This window comes from Acinetobacter sp. HZNU-JH01, assembly GCF_037996845.1.
In the GTDB taxonomy this organism is placed as follows: domain Bacteria; phylum Pseudomonadota; class Gammaproteobacteria; order Pseudomonadales; family Moraxellaceae; genus Acinetobacter; species Acinetobacter haemolyticus.
In genome coordinates, this window is sequence record NZ_JBBMZX010000001.1 from 3,008,931 (window position 1) to 3,024,547 (window position 15,617).

Annotated in this window: 15 protein-coding genes, 1 tRNA gene and 1 pseudogene; 11 read left to right on the forward strand and 6 right to left on the reverse strand. The window is 38.9% G+C overall.

What is annotated here, in order from left to right; translation table 11 throughout:
- The first annotated feature begins 6 nt into the window (after positions 1-6).
- Genes AAC851_RS14200 through AAC851_RS14220 form a run of 5 tightly spaced genes read left to right on the forward strand, consistent with a single transcriptional unit; the run spans position 7 to position 3,099 of the window.
- Positions 7-207 (forward strand): NF038104 family lipoprotein, encoded by a 201-nt coding sequence (locus AAC851_RS14200; RefSeq protein ID WP_034437465.1) that lies wholly within the window; start codon positions 7-9, stop codon positions 205-207.
- Positions 208-216: 9 nt separating this feature from the next.
- The gene (gene recO, locus AAC851_RS14205; RefSeq protein WP_005084584.1) at positions 217-924 is read left to right on the forward strand and encodes a DNA repair protein RecO; all 708 of its coding nucleotides are present in this window, start codon (positions 217-219) and stop codon (positions 922-924) included.
- A gap of 50 nt (positions 925-974) precedes the next feature.
- A complete protein-coding gene (gene pdxJ, locus AAC851_RS14210) occupies positions 975-1,703 on the forward strand; it encodes a pyridoxine 5'-phosphate synthase (protein ID WP_004640017.1) in 729 nt (242 codons plus the stop codon).
- Positions 1,704-1,707: 4 nt separating this feature from the next.
- Positions 1,708-2,370, forward strand: coding sequence for a tRNA-(ms[2]io[6]A)-hydroxylase (locus tag AAC851_RS14215; RefSeq protein WP_008942058.1), 663 nt, complete (start codon positions 1,708-1,710; stop codon positions 2,368-2,370).
- A 48-nt stretch (positions 2,371-2,418) separates the two neighbouring features.
- Entirely contained in the window at positions 2,419-3,099 is a 681-nt protein-coding gene (locus AAC851_RS14220) for a TonB C-terminal domain-containing protein (protein ID WP_008942057.1), read from the forward strand.
- A gap of 55 nt (positions 3,100-3,154) precedes the next feature.
- Here AAC851_RS14220 and AAC851_RS14225 read toward each other — a convergent pair.
- Together AAC851_RS14225 and AAC851_RS14230 are read right to left on the reverse strand one after the other, a co-directional pair.
- A protein-coding gene (locus AAC851_RS14225) for an IS3 family transposase (protein ID WP_340600449.1) occupies positions 3,155-4,380 on the reverse strand; the annotation gives its coding sequence in 2 pieces (ribosomal slippage) (positions 3,155-4,041 and positions 4,041-4,380; 1,227 coding nt in all).
- 93 nt (positions 4,381-4,473) lie between these two features.
- A tRNA-Asn gene (locus tag AAC851_RS14230) sits at positions 4,474-4,549 on the reverse strand.
- Positions 4,550-4,784: 235 nt separating this feature from the next.
- Here AAC851_RS14230 and AAC851_RS14235 point away from each other — a divergent pair.
- Positions 4,785-5,216, forward strand: a complete 432-nt coding sequence (locus AAC851_RS14235; RefSeq protein ID WP_034437463.1) for a hypothetical protein — start codon at positions 4,785-4,787, stop codon at positions 5,214-5,216.
- A 205-nt stretch (positions 5,217-5,421) separates the two neighbouring features.
- A pseudogene (locus AAC851_RS14240) lies at positions 5,422-5,855 on the forward strand (GFA family protein).
- Between the two features lie 79 nt (positions 5,856-5,934).
- Here AAC851_RS14240 and AAC851_RS14245 read toward each other — a convergent pair.
- Positions 5,935-7,161 (reverse strand): pyridoxal phosphate-dependent aminotransferase, encoded by a 1,227-nt coding sequence (locus tag AAC851_RS14245; protein WP_004640008.1) that lies wholly within the window; start codon positions 7,159-7,161, stop codon positions 5,935-5,937.
- 212 nt (positions 7,162-7,373) lie between these two features.
- Between AAC851_RS14245 and AAC851_RS14250 the strand changes: the two genes are divergently transcribed.
- Positions 7,374-7,553, forward strand: coding sequence for a hypothetical protein (locus AAC851_RS14250; protein WP_004640006.1), 180 nt, complete (start codon positions 7,374-7,376; stop codon positions 7,551-7,553).
- A gap of 55 nt (positions 7,554-7,608) precedes the next feature.
- On the opposite strand, the gene AAC851_RS14255 is transcribed toward AAC851_RS14250, so the two are convergent.
- The 3 genes from AAC851_RS14255 to AAC851_RS14265 form a co-directional block, all read right to left on the reverse strand.
- Positions 7,609-8,775, reverse strand: coding sequence for a S8 family peptidase (locus AAC851_RS14255; RefSeq protein WP_008942054.1), 1,167 nt, complete (start codon positions 8,773-8,775; stop codon positions 7,609-7,611).
- A 105-nt stretch (positions 8,776-8,880) separates the two neighbouring features.
- Positions 8,881-9,675: an A1S_2505 family phage non-structural protein gene (locus AAC851_RS14260; protein WP_017396370.1), complete on the reverse strand. Its 795-nt coding sequence runs from the start codon at positions 9,673-9,675 to the stop codon at positions 8,881-8,883.
- 67 nt (positions 9,676-9,742) lie between these two features.
- Entirely contained in the window at positions 9,743-11,344 is a 1,602-nt protein-coding gene (locus AAC851_RS14265; RefSeq protein WP_008942052.1) for a S8 family peptidase, read from the reverse strand.
- A gap of 425 nt (positions 11,345-11,769) precedes the next feature.
- Here AAC851_RS14265 and uvrB point away from each other — a divergent pair, with 425 nt between their 5' ends.
- The 3 genes from uvrB to rarD all read left to right on the forward strand — a co-directional run bounded on the left by uvrB (position 11,770) and on the right by rarD (position 15,551).
- Positions 11,770-13,803, forward strand: coding sequence for an excinuclease ABC subunit UvrB (gene uvrB, locus AAC851_RS14270; protein ID WP_171402623.1), 2,034 nt, complete (start codon positions 11,770-11,772; stop codon positions 13,801-13,803).
- 120 nt (positions 13,804-13,923) lie between these two features.
- Positions 13,924-14,508: a lipocalin family protein gene (locus AAC851_RS14275; RefSeq protein WP_004639997.1), complete on the forward strand. Its 585-nt coding sequence runs from the start codon at positions 13,924-13,926 to the stop codon at positions 14,506-14,508.
- Positions 14,509-14,609: 101 nt separating this feature from the next.
- A complete protein-coding gene (rarD, locus tag AAC851_RS14280; protein WP_005089680.1) occupies positions 14,610-15,551 on the forward strand; it encodes an EamA family transporter RarD in 942 nt (313 codons plus the stop codon).
- The last annotated feature ends 66 nt before the right edge of the window (positions 15,552-15,617 follow it).

The window sequence follows — 15,617 nt, forward strand, 5'->3', positions numbered from 1 at the left end:
TCAGGTATGAAAACAACAATCCGTGTATTCGCAATTGTAGTCTGTATGTCTCTACTACAAGGTTGTATCCATAAAGTTGTCACTGTACCTGTTAAAGTCGCTTATAAAACTACCAAAGGTGTTGTGAAGGGCACGGCTGCCGTAGTGGGTGCCGTCATTCCCGATGGTGATGATGAGGATAAAAAGGACCATAAAAAGAAGGATTAGTATCGTCTTATGATGCGTAATGAAGTCCTACATGGTTATTTGATTCATCATCGTAGATATCGGGAAAAGAGCCATATTGTGCATTTATTTACGCAAGAATATGGTCGGGTGGATGGAATTTTAAGACAAATTCCTCCACCACAATATCAGCCGATTCGTTTGCAAGCGACAGGAAAATCAGAGCTCAAAAATCTCACTAAACTGGAAATTTTGAATCAACCCGTATTTTTTCATGGTGATGCTTTTTTTGCAGGTTTTTATTTAAATGAAATTGTGTTGCGTCTTTGTCCTTTAGAGGAGGCGATGCCGCAAACTTTTCAACAATATCAGTTAATTCTTTTGCAACTTCAATTATTGGCAACGCATGAACACGCACCGTTGTTTCTTCGCCAAATTTTACGACAGTTTGAACATGTGTTATTGCAAGAACTAGGTTATGCCATTGATTTTTCAATTGATGCTAATCAACAAGTTATTCAGCATGAACAAAATTATCAGTTTCAATTGAATGATGGTTTTATGCCTGTTGCTCAAGCCTCACGCTCATCTATGTCTGGACGGCTTATTGCGACTATGCAAAATTATGAGCAAGGGCAAGATTTTACTCACGAACAATTGCAATTATTGGCTAAACTATACCGCCAAATGATCAGTTCTTTGTTGGGTGATCGACCACTAAAAAGTCGTCAACTTTGGATTCAAAATACACAAACTTAATCTATTTAAAGTATTGATTGCTTTAATTTGATAAACAATAGGATATTTATATGGCTGCAATCTTGGGTGTAAACATTGATCATGTTGCAACATTAAGACAAGCACGAGGTACTGTCTACCCTGACCCTGTACAAGCGGCTTTGGTTTGTGAGCAAGCGGGTGCAGAAGGGATTACCTTGCATTTACGCGAAGATCGCCGCCATATTCAAGATGACGATGTTCGTCGTATGCGCCCATTATTAAAAACAAGGATGAATCTTGAATTGGCTGTCACCGACGAAATGGTCGCATTTGCTCAAGAGATTCAACCGCAACATGTATGTTTCGTTCCTGAGCGTCGCCAAGAAGTCACCACTGAAGGTGGATTAGATGTGGTGGGACACTTTGAAAAAGTTAAGGCAGCAACAGAAGCATTGAAAGCAATTGGTAGTGATGTGTCACTTTTCATTGATGCTGATCTTGCTCAAATTGATGCAGCGGTGGCATGTGGCGCGCCAACAATAGAAATCCATACAGGCGCATATGCAGATGCTGAAACAGATGAGCAGCAACAAGCTGAATTAGCACGGATTATCAAAGGTGCGGAATATGCTGCTTCTAAAGGTTTAGTAGTCAATGCGGGTCATGGATTAAACTTGAACAATGTGGCACCTATCGCCGCAATTCCACAAATTCATGAACTCAACATTGGGCATTCAATTATTGCTGATAGCGTATTTGTTGGTTTGGCTCAGGCTGTGAAAGATATGAAAGCAGCGATTCAGGCTGCTGCGAGATAAGTAAATGAGTAGTATGAATTATGATGAGTTGATGCAACCTGTGATCAAGTTTTTAGGTTGTACTACACCTCAAGCTTGGTTAGATGAAGCCATCAATAATTTAGATATTCTCATGCAGGATCATGCGAATTGTGAGAAAAAAGCAGCGGGAACAGCAATGAATTTGATGTTTCGTTATAGCTTTTTTACTGACTTACAAGTGAAGTTGGCACAGCTCGTACGTGAAGAAATGCTGCATTATGAGCAAGTTTTAGAATTTATGACCAAACGTGGTCAAGAGTGGAAAGGTTTGAGTGCTGGACGTTATGCAGGTGAACTGCGTAAAGAAATCCGTACTTATGAGCCTGAAGCTTTAATTGATGTCATGATTATTGGTGCATTTGTAGAAGCGCGTTCTTGTGAGCGATTTTACTCACTTGCACCTATGGTTGATGAAGAGCTGGGGCGTTATTATCGCTATTTGCTTAAATCGGAATCCCGACATTTCGAAGATTATTTGGCTTTGGCTTTGGATGTTGCAAAAACAGCAAAACTTAAAGATCCAGAAGAAAATATTCAACAACGGATTGATCACATCCGTGAAGTTGAAAAGAACTTGATTTTAAGCCCAGATGATACTTTCCGTTTTCATAGTGGTGTACCAGCGAAGGCTACTATCTTATCTTAATGAGATAGTAATCTTTACCTATAAAAATAACTTGCTTGAGAATTATAAATGAGGCTTTTTCCGAAAATAGTATGTGTACTATTTTGTATTTGGGGTGGGATTATTCATGCTAAGAATATTGAGTTTATCAATGTTGATCGTCATGTTATAAAATGGAAAAAAATACCACAAATTCTATTTAGTCCTTCGGTGCTGCAAGGTAAAGATAGGGATCTAAATGTTGTGATAGATGTAAACGAGAAGGGGGAGGTCGTTGCATTAAGAATTAAGGAAAGTAGTGGTATTGCAGAACTAGATGCTTTGGTTATGACTGAAATTAAGAAATATAGCCTCTATCCCTATGAAATAAATGGTAAATACTATCCTGTGCGTGTTGAGCAACCATTCAAATTCCTTATTAATTCTGATCAAGTCAGTGATCCAGCTTTAAAAGAAATTGATAGAAGAAAATTAATAGAAGATAGAATGCATAAAGAAATAATGGACTTATGGGACGTTCCTGCTGGTAGTGAAAATTTAAGTAATTTAGTGAGATTCAATATATCAAGAAATAATTCCATTGACTCTATACAGATTCTTCAGAGTAGTGGAAATAGAAGTTTTGATTTGTCTACGAGGCAAGCAGTGCGATATTCAACACTTGTGAAAAAATTGACTAATGATGAGAAAAATGCTTTTTTTGGTGGGTTGGAATCAAGGATGATAACCATATCATTCCGAGCAAAGTGAATTATATTTTTGTCCCGTCCTGAAATAGATTGACAGTATTTCATTTCAAACCGAGTTAAGCAATTAGCTCGGTTTTCGCTTTCTCATACATCTGATTAGGAGTAATCATATTTAAACTTAAATGCGGTCTGTAGCAGTTATAAATCACTATAGATTCCGAAATTAAATGGTCTAACTCCTTCATCGTTTTACATCGTGTAGTTAAGAACTCCTGTTTGAGTATGCCATTGATTCGCTCTGCTAAAGCATTTTGGTAACAGTCTCCTCCATCTGTCATCGAGGGACTTATACCGTAATGCTGTAGTGCCGATTGATATAATTCAGAGCAATATTGAGAACCTCTATCTGAATGATGAATCAGGGTTGTTGCTCTATCTTTTATAGACTTCATTGCCATATGTAAGGCTTGTACAACATTCTCTGCCCGCATATCACTTGATAACTTATAACCTTTAATTTGTCGGGTATAGGCATCTGTCACAAGTGATAGATAATGCACACCCTCTGCACTTTCAACATAGGTAATATCACTAACAAAGACTTCATTTGCCCGTATTGGAGAATAATCCTTTAATAAATTAGGATGTTTCTTCATCCAGTGTTTGCTATCTGTAGTTTTGGTATAGCGACGTTTAGGGCGTATCAATAAATCATTCTCTTTTAATACTTTAAATAACTGATCTCGACCAAACTTCAGTCCTTGTTCTAGCAATTTTGGTTTGATCAGCCAATAGAGTTTACGCGTACCGATACTTGGCATCAAATAACGATACTCCATAACCAATTCAAGTACTTGCTGAGTTTCCCGAGCTTTGATTTGAGCACGTTTTTCTGATTGATAGTAAGCCTGTCGGGTGATTCCTATCCACTCACAATAACGTGAGACATTTAGTCTTCTTTGGGCTTGCCAATCTTTGAAACGTGCTCGGTATACTTTTTTCCAAGATCTCTCCCACATTCTTTGTCTATGTGATAAATCACATCTTGGATAAATTCAGTTTTTAGCTTTTCTGCGGCTAATTGTTTTTCCAACTGGCGAATGCGTTGTTGAGGGGTGAGTTGGCGTTTTGAAGTGGAAGGCATAGCTTTAGAAGTCCAATCTTGTTGTCCGTACTTACGTAACCATGTAAGCACAGTTGATCTTCCTTGAATACCATATTTTGCTTGAGCTTGTTTATAAGTGATTTGCCCTTTTTCTACCTCATGGACAATCAGCATTTTAAAGGCAAAACTGTAATCTCGTTGTGTTCGTTTAACTCGTTGTTCTTTTTCATATTCCATAAAATAAGCCTCTTAAGGGGTAAACTTATTTCAGGACGGGACATTTTGTGTATTAAAAAAGCCCATATCATTGATATGGGCTTTTTTGAATCTTGGCTCTCCCACCTGGGCTCGAACCAGGGACCTGCGGATTAACAGTCCGTCGCTCTACCGACTGAGCTATGGGAGAATCTGAAAGCCATTATAGGCAGCTTTTGAAATCGGTCAAGCTAAAAATGTCATGTTTCTTTCATTTTGATGCCATATGCTTTTTATTTGCACAATTGACGGTAAAAATCAAAAAAAACTTGAACTTTGATTTGGCTATTGTTAGATTCGAGTCAGAAAGAGCGTTTAGGTAAGACCTAAACAGTGTGGATTTAACCCTACTTGCCAGCACTAAAATGGCTAAACCGGAGGTCAAAATGACTATTCTTAATATTCAAACTATTTTCTCAAATTTCTCTTTTTATCAACAAAACTATCTCGATATTTTGCAGGATTCTGAGCGTTATTACACACCTGTAGAAAATGCATTTTTAAATACTTTTCCGTTTAAGCAAAATACCTTGTATTTAGGTGACTTGCTACAGCTATGGTTTGGAAATAAATGGAAAATTGAAAATTCTAGTAATTTGTTAACTCAAAAGAATTCACTTTTAGTGAATGACCAATCCCCATTATATTTATTTCAACTAGGTGGGGAACTTATCCTCGGTGCAAATACTGCCTTAGCATGGTCTGTTGCTGAGCAGAAAGTAGTTACGGTACATGTGAAAAGTATTTGGCAATATGCTGTTTTTAGTCATTTATGTGATCGTCCAAAAAATGTGAAGTGTAATAAGGCAATTGCATAATTGCCTTAGTTTATTTTTATGAGCGGCATCTTTGGATTAAGATGTAGCGTAGCGATGTTAGAAGTGTATTAACAGCACCCTGTGATAGCACTGAGCTGATGACAAGCTAAAAACCTATATTTACAAATTATTCATTGCGAAAGAGATGAAGTGTTTTAAGCTATTTATTCATGAATAATAATTTAAATAAAAGGTAAATTTTAAAATGAATGGACGGTGTATTTGTGGTGAAACCACTTTTGAGGTGAAATTAAAAAATCATGATGTTCATGTCCTTGCGACGTATACGTCTCATGTTCTATCTGTCGCAGACAGACCAGTGGTGTGATTATGACGGTTGATGTAGAACAAGGGAGTCTAGCGTTTTTAAAGCAAGATCATCTTACAGTTTATAATTCATCAGAATGGGGAGAACGTGGATTCTGCAATGCGTGTGGTACCAATATATTTTGGCGTACCAAGGATCAGAACTATTGCAATATCAACGTGTTTTCTCTAAATGAATCACCTCAAGATTTAAAGCTAGATCTTGAAATTTTTATTGATAATAAACCTGAATTTTATGCTTTCCAAAATTCAACTAACAAAATGACCGAGGCTGAAGTGGTAGCGTTATTTAACGGTGAGGCTGGAGAATAGGAAAGCTGAGATATGAATTAAAGTTAGAGTATAAAAAAAGAAGCTTCATTTTGAAGCTTCTTCATCTTAACTAAGCTTATTATTTTTCAGCTTTGATTGATGCAATTGCGGCATCAACACCATCAATAGATTCAGCTGCTTTTTTGATGCGAGCTAAAGCATCGACTAGAACTTCATCAGCAGTTGCGTAAGAGATACGCATAAACCCACCTAAGCCAAATGCATCACCTGGAACAACAGCAACGCCAGTTTCCTCAAGTAACCATTCAGAGAATTCTGTGCAAGATTTTAAGCCTTTGGCACGAATCAATGGGCGAATGTTTGCATACGCGTAGAATGCACCATCGGCAGGTAAGCATGAAATACCTTTGATGTCATTTAAGCCATTTACAACTAAATCATGACGGCGTTTGAATGCTTCAATCATTGGTTGTAAAACGTCTTGAGGACCATTCAATGCGGCTTCTGCTGCAACTTGTGAAATCGACGTTGGGTTAGAGGTTGATTGAGACTGGATCTTTTTCATCGCGCCAATGATTTTTGCAGGACCAGCCGCATAACCAATACGCCAGCCTGTCATTGCATAGGCTTTAGATACACCATTTAAAACGATAGTACGGTCATATAAGTCTGGTGCAACGGTTGCAATGTTGTAGAACTCATCTTCCCAGCGAATTGGTTCATACATGTCATCAGAAGCGACAAAAACTTGTGGGTGACGACGAAGAACTTCAGCCAAAGCTTCGAGCTCAGCTTTGGTGTAGATCATACCTGTAGGGTTCGATGGGCTGTTCAATACCACTAAACGTGTATTTGGCGTGATCGCAGCTTCTAATTGTTCAGGTGTGATTTTGAAGCGTTGTTCTTCACCACATTTCACAATCACTGGTGTACCTTCAGCAATAATCACCATATCAGGATAGCTTACCCAGAATGGCGCAGGGATGATGACTTCATCACCTTTGTTGAGCAAAGCCAGTGCTAAGTTAAAGAAACTTTGTTTACCACCACAAGAAACCAAAATCTGATTTGCTTGATAGTCCAAGTTATTATCACGTTTCAATTTTGCAATAATTGCTTTTTTGAGGCTTGGAGTGCCATCGACAGCCGTGTATTTCGTAAAGCCGTTGTTAATCGCTTCAATTGCAGCATCTTTGATGTGTTGAGGGGTATCAAAGTCTGGTTCGCCTGCGCCTAAACCAATCACATTTTTACCCGCAGCTTTAAGCTCAGCAGCTTTGTTGGTTACTGCAAGTGTAGGGGACGGTTTGATGGCATTGACACGATCAGAGAGACGTACGTCCACGGCATTATTCCTTCTTATGGGATTAAAAAATAAAAGCAGGTTATCTTAGCTTAAATAGAACTTTTTGTGGTCAAAACTTGCCTTAATCGTATAAAAAGTTACCAAATTATAGGGTAGAGGACAGCTTTTGTTTTTACACATTTTATTTTTATAAAAATCATAAAAAATCTATTACAATAGCGTTTAGAAATTTAGATTTCGAGAGAATTTCAATGAGTACTCAATCACCCAAGGCAAAAAAAGCTTTGGTTAAATTGCCATTTCCGATGCCATCTGCTCAGGATGATTCTGAAGATGCAACGCATAATCAGGTGCGTCCAAAACCTGAGCAATATGCAGATCGAACTTGGATGCCACCGCGTGGCACGCGTCGTTCGATGGGAAAACGTTAAATAGAAGAAAAAAGGATATCTTAAAAGATATCCTTTTTTCTAAAGGGTTATTCAATTAAGGTGCTTTATAAAGCAAACGATTTGGACTACCCGCTGGATCTTTAACGATATTCGTTGTTGCTAGTTTCAGCAAATTGGTTGTAATTGTTTGCGGTGATGCAGTGGGGGTGCTTTGTAACATTCCAGCAACAACACCAGCTACATGCGGTGTCGCCATAGAAGTGCCATTTGAGAGTTTGGTTGCAGTATTGCTATCGTACCAAGCCGATGTAATTTGTGTTCCAGGCGCAAAAATGTCCACACAACTGCCATAGTTAGAGAAGTTTGCTCGCGTATCGGTATTGTCGATTGCCGCAACGGTAATCGCTTTGCTTGCTCTAGCAGGTGAGGAATTACACGCATCCGTATTTGAATTACCCGCAGCAACGACAGGGGTATAGCCCTGATCATAAAGTGTGACGATTGCATTATCCAAAGATGAGCTGACGCCACCACTTAGTGACATATTAACCACTGCTGGTTTTTTACCATTCTGGACGACCCAATCTAACCCAGCCAAAACTCCGCTGGACGTACCCGCACCATCACAGCCCAAAACACGAATTGGTACTAAGGTTACATCTTTCGCAATACCATAAGTTGTTCCACCGACTGTGCCAGCTACATGTGTGCCATGTCCATTGCAGTCGGTAGTTCCTTTACCGTCACTGATCGCAGTATATCCTGATTTGACTCGACCTGAGAATTGTTGATGAGAAGTAAGTATGCCTGTATCTACAATATAAGCTGTAACACCTGCACCTGTCTGGGTATAGCTATAATTGGAGTCAAGTGGGAGATTCTTTTGGTCAGTACGATCTAATCCCCACACTGCATTATTCTGAACGTTACTATGAATACTCATTACAGTATCTGGTTCAACAGACAGTACATTGGGATTCTTTTTCATAGCTTCCACAAATGCTTGACCTGCGTTGCTGGGAAGTGAAATTGCAAATCCTTTTAGTACAGATTCATAGGTATGTAAAACTTTTCCGCCATGAGATTTGGCCAGTGTCGCTGCTAAGTCTTTAGATGATGTTTGTGCCTTATTAAAGGTTACAATGTATTGATCTTTGATTGGACCATGTTTGGATGATGGGGGGGCTGCAAAAGTAAAGCTTGCGCAAGTCGTAAAAATTAAGGCAAATAAAGGTTGCTGAATATTCACTTGAATCTCCATTTTTATACGATGTCTGTTTTTCTGTACTGAGTTTTTATTTTTTCTATCCTATCAATTTATAGTTTTTTTAGTTTTATCTCCTTTTGCTCAGTGGTTTATGTGGATTTAGCAGCGATTAACTGGGTGTTGAATGGTTAAATCACCACGCCATAATTTAATAAAGTCTTGCTCGTCGATATCGTACAGTTCCATCAGTGCAATGATCACGCTGACGAAAATCATGGCACCTTCGGAATTGCTTTGAAAATTAAATATTTTCCCATTTAGCTTACCCAAAATATCTTTAATTTCATGTTCTCTACCCCGCCCATAGCGGTCACGTGGATAAAGTTCTTCATTCAGTACAATCAAAGCAATTGCTTTTTCATTGGCTGATAAATTTGTTTCGGATAATGCTTCTTCGAAAGATTCATATCCATGGTCGAAGTAAAAAATAACTTCATCTTTGATAAAAGCATGGACGATTTCGGCCGTTAGATCTGGAAATTTTGATACAGCATCTTCTTCGATAAATGGACGAAATGATTCAGGGAAAATCACATTTGAATGTATGCCTTTGAATAAAGGCGCTATTTCAGAGACTTTATATCCAGCGATACCACAACCTAATGCCGTTAAGAAATATTTCATTTTGGGATGATTCTTTGCATAAATCTTAAAATCATCGACATAATGAGCTATTTGTGACAGGGGCATTTGTTGCATATGTTCGTTCAGCGTTGGAATCGCAAAGCTTTGCCCAGCCCATCCACGACCGACACCTTTTACTGCCGCAAAGTGCTGAGCAGCGACACGAGCAGCGCCACTGTCATGTCTTCCTGCTAAATCACTACCAAAAACAAATACTGTATCTTCTGGGAGTTCAGTGACAATCGTTTCATCATGATATTGGTAAGACATATTTTTTATCATAAGTAATTAAGTATCAGCTCATGTTGAAGGCGTTTGTGATATGGGTCAAGTGATTTTAAGGTGTCAATGTAATATGACTGACCTGATTATGATTTGCTGCATAAGTTAGATTTGTACCCGTTATATTTACCACGTTAAATGTTGTACTGGTTACGTTTCGAGAAAGAGTTCCACTATTTAGCTGACATTCCCCAATACTGTTGGTTATACAATTAATGGCAGAGGCGCCAACACTAAATCCTCCAGTAATTGTGGCATTACTGACAGCTTTCTGATTTTGATCGACAACTTTAATGTTGACCGTTGCTTTCCATGTGCCAAATAACCAATTTCGAGTCGTAGCGCCGATCAGTTGGTTAATGCTCGCTAGAGTATTGGTAGATTGCTGTATTGTTTGGTTAGACGGCGTACTATCAGATGCAGTTGCAGTAAATAATAAACGGTTTGAACTACCTGCTACATTTTTGACAACATTAGGTGTAGACGTCGCAAAGATTTGATCAGTAACCATTTTTGTAGTAGCGGTTGGGGTTCGCTGCAATATCAGAGCAGCAGCACCTGCAACATGAGGTGCAGCCATTGAAGTCCCATTGCCTGTACCAACTGAACTGTTACTTCTGTTCCAAGCGGAAGTAACACCACTACCTGGGGCAAAAATATCAACGCATGCACCATAGTTCGAATAGCTGGCACGAGTATCTGTTTTGTCTGTTGCAGCAACAGTTATGGCATTTGCCGAACGTGCAGGAGACAGATCACATGCATTGGTATTGGAATTTCCAGCGGCAACAATAGGGATAAAGCCTTGAGTAGATAGATTATTGATTGCTGTATCCAACGGTTCGTATGCAGGGCCTCCCATGGAGATATTGACAACGGCTGGTTTTTGACCATTTTTCAATATCCAGTCAATTCCTGCAATCATATTACTCATCAACCCTGAACCAGAGCAACCGACGACTCGTATAGGGATCAGATTAATTTGCTTGGCGACACCATAGGTTGTGCCTCCAGCCAATCCCGCGACAAACGTACCATGCCCATTACAATCATTAGTACCATTAAAGTCTGAGATTGCTGAAAAGCCTTTTTTTACTCGATCTGTAAACTCTTGGTGGGTTGCTAAAATTCCCGTATCGAGAACATATAAATTTACCCCAGCACCTGTATCTTCATATTGATAACTTTGATTTAACGGAAGTGATCGTTGGTCGATTCGATCGAGTCCCCATGAAGGATTACTTTGGATTGCACTGATTTGAATGACTTGATCTTCTTCAACGTAATTGACCAATGGATGGCGTAGCATGGCATTTATAAATGCCTGACTGGCAACCTCTGGTATGCTAATCGCGATACCTTTGAGTGCTTGATCAAAACGATATCTCGTCTGACCGCCGTACTGTGTTTGGATGGTTTGGGACAGTTGAGTGGATTGTCCTGATTGGTCTTTAAATACAACGATATAATGTCGCAATGCTAAAGGAGTTAGCTGAGAGGTTGAGCGGATTTGTTGTAAAGTTTCTGTAAGTTTAGTTTGTTTTAATAATTCATGATGAAATTCAACGGCATTAGTTTGGGCATCAGTGTTTAGTATTTTGACAGGAGCTTTATGGGTTGCTGCAAAAGTAATTACAGCAAGTATAGTGGTAGCCATAGCAATCGTATATTTTGTTTTCAAGATAAGCCTCCATGCTTATGTAATTTCTCATTTCTAAGCGCATTGTGATATTTATTATTCTTGTGATCATAAGCTGATCTAAAATTGCATAAATCGGCAATTTGTAACATTAATTTAATTAAAATGTGTCTTGCATCTCATTTTTATGAAATTGTTTTGTTAGATCAACTTATTAGATGTGGTTGATATTTTAGTGATCAACGTTAATTCGAGTTGAAAATCTGACGTGTGGCACGTTGGCTTGATCAAAGTTAAAAAAACGTTAGCAAAATTTTATAACGAGGAGAGTGTGAGGTTGCTTGAAAATTGTAGCAATTTTTCGCCACATTAAGATTTAGGGTTGTATCTGTAAGATTAATCTCAATATCATACAACGATAAGAGTGTAGCAAGATGAACGATATGCAAGAACAAGAGACTGGTCAGCCATTTGAATTAGTCACCAATTATCAGCCTGCAGGTGATCAACCCCAAGCAATTGAAAAATTGGTGAATGGTATTGAGCACGGTTTTCGTAATCAATTGCTACTGGGGGTTACAGGGTCTGGTAAAACTTACACCATGGCGAACGTGATTGCCAAAACGCAACGTCCGACGATTGTGATGGCACACAATAAAACACTTGCTGCACAGCTCTATGGTGAATTCAAAGCATTTTTTCCGAACAATGCTGTTGAATATTTTGTTAGTTATTACGACTACTATCAACCTGAAGCTTATGTCCCTTCGTCAGATACTTTCATTGAAAAAGATTCGGCAATTAATGATCATATTGATCAAATGCGACTCTCAGCCACACGTGCATTATTAGAACGTCGTGATGCGATCATCGTTGCATCCGTTTCAGCGATTTATGGTTTGGGTGATCCAAATGCATATATGCAGATGCTTCTGCATATTGTACAAGGTGATCGCGTGAGCCGTGATGACATTATTCGTCGCTTAGTTGAAATGCAATATACCCGTAATGAATTAGAGTTTTTACGTGGTACATATCGTATTCGTGGTGAGATTATTGATATTTTCCCTGCTGAATCAGATCAGGATGCGATTCGTGTTGAGCTATTTGATGATGAGGTTGACTCGATTCGTTGGTTTGATCCTTTGACCGGAAAGCTTGTTCGTAAAGTTCCGCGTGTGACCATATATCCTAAGAGTCATTATGTTACACCCAAAGATCACTTAACTCGTGCCATTGATACCATTAAAGATGAATTGAAAGATCAACTTAAATTTTTTAAAGACAATGATAAATTGCTTGAAGCTCAGCGTATTGAACAACGGACACGCTATGATTTAGAAATGATGCAACAGTTGGGGTATACCAATGGTATTGAAAACTATTCACGACACCTCTCTGGTCGTACAGCAGGTGAAGCGCCACCTACTTTATTTGACTATGTACCAGAAGATGCCTTATTGATTATTGATGAATCGCATGTGACGGTTCCACAAATCGGTGCAATGTATAAAGGTGACCGTTCACGTAAAGAAAATTTGGTGAATTACGGATTCCGTTTGCCGAGTGCTTTAGATAATCGTCCGATGAAGTTTGAAGAGTGGGAGCGTATTGTTCCGACAACCGTATTCGTGAGTGCAACACCAGCATTATATGAACTGGAAAAATCTGAGCAGGTGGTGGAACAGGTGGTGCGTCCAACAGGATTGATTGATCCTGAGATTGAAGTACGTCCAGTATTGACCCAAGTAGATGATGTATTGTCTGAGATTAATATCCGCAGACAGTTGCATGAGCGGGTTTTGGTTACAACCTTAACCAAGCGCATGGCTGAAGATTTAACTTCATATCTGAAAGAGTATGGTGTAAAGGTTGCCTATCTCCATTCTGATATTGATACGGTTGAACGCGTTAAAATCATTCACGAACTTCGGACAGGTGTGCATGATGTCCTTGTAGGAATTAATTTATTGCGTGAAGGTTTGGACATGCCTGAGGTTTCTTTGGTTGCTATTCTCGATGCAGATAAAGAAGGGTTTCTACGTTCAGAACGCTCACTGATTCAAACGATAGGGCGTGCTGCGCGTAATGTAAAAGGTAAAGCCATTTTATATGCAGATCGTATTACCGACTCTATGCGTAAAGCGATTGATGAAACAGATCGACGCCGTAACAAACAAATTGAGTTTAATGAGTTACATGGCATTACACCGCGAAGTGCTGTCCGTCAAACCATCAAAGAAATCGATACGGGTGAAGTGTTGAGCGATGATGAGATTGATGAAAATGCACTACAACAAGCTCAATCAATCAGTGCAGATGAACAACATCTACTTTCTGATCCAAAGTTGTTTGCAAAACATATCGGCAAATTGGAAAAGGAAATGCTGAAAGCCTCGAAAGAGCTACAGTTCGAGCAAGCCGCTAGGTTACGTGATGAAATTGTGCGTTTAAAAGCACACATGTTGAAATCTTAAACAGTGAAGCGAATTCCTCAAAAGTGATACATATCTCAACAGTTTTTGTTTATAAAATAGACTAGTTTTATTAGTTAACTATATGACTACTTATAACAAATTCTGTTTTGAGGATTTCTCATGCCATTAATTAAAAATTTCCCAAAAGCCAGTTGGCGTCTAGCAAAAATCGCAATCGGTGGCGTTGTTTTAACAGGGTTGGCCGCAGGCACAATTGCCTACGCACAAGCTAAACCCTTAGCAACCGTTGAAAAAGTTGAATTAGATAAGTATCTCGGGGTTTGGTATGAGGTTGCTCGGAAACCTATCTATTTTGAGCGAAAGTGCGCCTATAACATTACCGCCACTTATACAGTCAATGAAAACGGTAATATTATTGTTGATAATAAATGTTATGACGGTGATGGAAATTTACAACAAAGTTTAGGGGAAGCCTTTGTTGCGAATGCACCTTTCAATAGTAAGTTAAAAGTCAGTTTTTTACCCGAAGGGGTACGGTGGATTCCAATAGGTCGTGGCGATTATTGGGTTCTAAAGCTAGATGAAGAGTATCAAACGGTACTGGTAGGTGAGCCACGTCGAAAATATTTATGGGTGCTATCAAGAACCCCAAATCCAAATAAAGAAGTTATCCTTGAATATTTAAATTATGCAAAGTCGGTTGGTTATGATATTGGCGATATCATTTATCCAGAGCATCGTTAAGGACGTTAAATTTATTCAAACCATGCTTGCATGGTTTTTTTATTTTCATATAGTGGATAAATCAAGTTCTTTATAAAATTTCCCCAGTTTAGAGGTTTATGATGTTTAAAGGAATTGCTTATTCAGTTTTGGCATCAGTAACTTTTGGGGTTCTGTATTACTATACTCAATTGCTTGGTGCCTTTGATAGCGAACAAACTTTTGGTTGGCGTATTATTGCGACCTTGCCATTTTTAACTTTGTTTATGTGGTTTAGTGGCGATTTGTTTCATATCAAAGCCATTTTAAAAAGAGTGATTGCTGCCCCTAGTTTATTATTACTTTTGATGATTACCTCTGTGCTCACCTCAGTGCAATTATGGATATTTTTATGGGGGCCGATGCATGGTCGTGGATTGCAAGTATCTTTAGGTTACTTCCTTTTGCCTTTAGTGTTAGTGTTGGCAGGGAGTGTTCTATATGGGGAAAAGCTTTCAAAGTTTCAGGCGCTTGCTGTATTTCTTGCTATGTTGGGCGTTGGGCATGAAATATGGAGACTGGGCAGTATTGCTTGGGAAACAGCGTTAGTTGCGATTGGTTATACCGCATATTTTGTGATTCGAAAGCAAATTAAAACAGATAACTTGGGTGGATTTTGGTGGGATATGATCATTATTCTACCTGTTGCGATTTTCTTCACTCAAACAGGCGATACACCATATTTCAAGTTTCTAGAGCAACCAAGTTTAGCTTTGGTCGTGATGGGACTTGGCCTGTTTAGTGCGATTGGTCTAGGTTGTTATCTTTTGGCGAGTCGTTATTTGCCGTTAATTCTTTTTGGCTTGTTGGGATATTTGGAACCCGTTTTGTTGGCATTGGTCTCATTTGCACTTGGTGAAAAAATTGGTGAAGAAGAGTGGTTGACGTATATTCTTATCTGGTTGGCTGTCTTGGTACTCGTGATCGAAGGTGCTAATCATCTTGTCCAGCAAAAACGACGAAAACAGCAGCTTGAGTTAAATCTAAAACATTATCCCAAGCGGCTTAATAATGCGGAAGATTAACTCAAAAATCGCAATCATATTTGTAAAGTGATCATCAAGCATTTTTATAGGGGGGCTATTACGATG

Bases quoted from the DNA above. Each gene is read 5' to 3' on its own strand.
- AAC851_RS14200 (WP_034437465.1), top strand. From the start codon at position 7: ATGAAAACAACAATCCGTGTATTCGCAATTGTAGTCTGTATGTCTCTA.
- recO (WP_005084584.1), top strand. From the start codon at position 217: ATGATGCGTAATGAAGTCCTACATGGTTATTTGATTCATCATCGTAGA.
- pdxJ (WP_004640017.1), top strand. From the start codon at position 975: ATGGCTGCAATCTTGGGTGTAAACATTGATCATGTTGCAACATTAAGA.
- AAC851_RS14215 (WP_008942058.1), top strand. From the start codon at position 1,708: ATGAGTAGTATGAATTATGATGAGTTGATGCAACCTGTGATCAAGTTT.
- AAC851_RS14220 (WP_008942057.1), top strand. From the start codon at position 2,419: ATGAGGCTTTTTCCGAAAATAGTATGTGTACTATTTTGTATTTGGGGT.
- AAC851_RS14235 (WP_034437463.1), top strand. From the start codon at position 4,785: ATGACTATTCTTAATATTCAAACTATTTTCTCAAATTTCTCTTTTTAT.
- AAC851_RS14250 (WP_004640006.1), top strand. From the start codon at position 7,374: ATGAGTACTCAATCACCCAAGGCAAAAAAAGCTTTGGTTAAATTGCCA.
- AAC851_RS14255 (WP_008942054.1), bottom strand. From the start codon at position 8,775: ATGGAGATTCAAGTGAATATTCAGCAACCTTTATTTGCCTTAATTTTT.
- AAC851_RS14260 (WP_017396370.1), bottom strand. From the start codon at position 9,675: ATGTCTTACCAATATCATGATGAAACGATTGTCACTGAACTCCCAGAA.
- AAC851_RS14265 (WP_008942052.1), bottom strand. From the start codon at position 11,344: ATGGCTACCACTATACTTGCTGTAATTACTTTTGCAGCAACCCATAAA.
- uvrB (WP_171402623.1), top strand. From the start codon at position 11,770: ATGCAAGAACAAGAGACTGGTCAGCCATTTGAATTAGTCACCAATTAT.
- AAC851_RS14275 (WP_004639997.1), top strand. From the start codon at position 13,924: ATGCCATTAATTAAAAATTTCCCAAAAGCCAGTTGGCGTCTAGCAAAA.
- rarD (WP_005089680.1), top strand. From the start codon at position 14,610: ATGTTTAAAGGAATTGCTTATTCAGTTTTGGCATCAGTAACTTTTGGG.